The 279-nt window shown below is 49.8% G+C and carries 1 protein-coding gene; it reads right to left on the minus strand.

Going from position 1 to position 279, the window contains the following annotated elements; all coding sequences use genetic code 11:
- Positions 1 to 279, minus strand: a 279-nt coding sequence (locus H4J65_RS00120; protein ID WP_182193938.1) for a PAS domain S-box protein, incomplete at both ends; no start/stop codon positions are given.

The raw sequence follows: 279 nt of genomic DNA on the forward strand, positions 1-279 counted from the left end.
ATCTTTGTATACACTGGCGTTATAGAGTACGTCGGTGAGCTTGCCTGATACATGACGTATCGCTAGCGGATAGTCGGTGACATAGCCTTTTGAGAATACTTGCTCGTAACCTTTACGGGCTTCTTCAGGATCGGTGAAGTAATCAGCAAAGTCGCTGCCAATGAGGCTGGCACGCTCTGCACCCGTCACCTTCTCAGTCGCGGTGTTCACGTCAGTAATCTTACCTTCGGCACTGATGGTGACCAATGGATCTAAGCTGGCTTCAATCAGGCTACGAGA

It is taken from the genome of Colwellia sp. MB02u-9, assembly GCF_014077085.1.
Lineage (GTDB): Bacteria > Pseudomonadota > Gammaproteobacteria > Enterobacterales > Alteromonadaceae > Cognaticolwellia.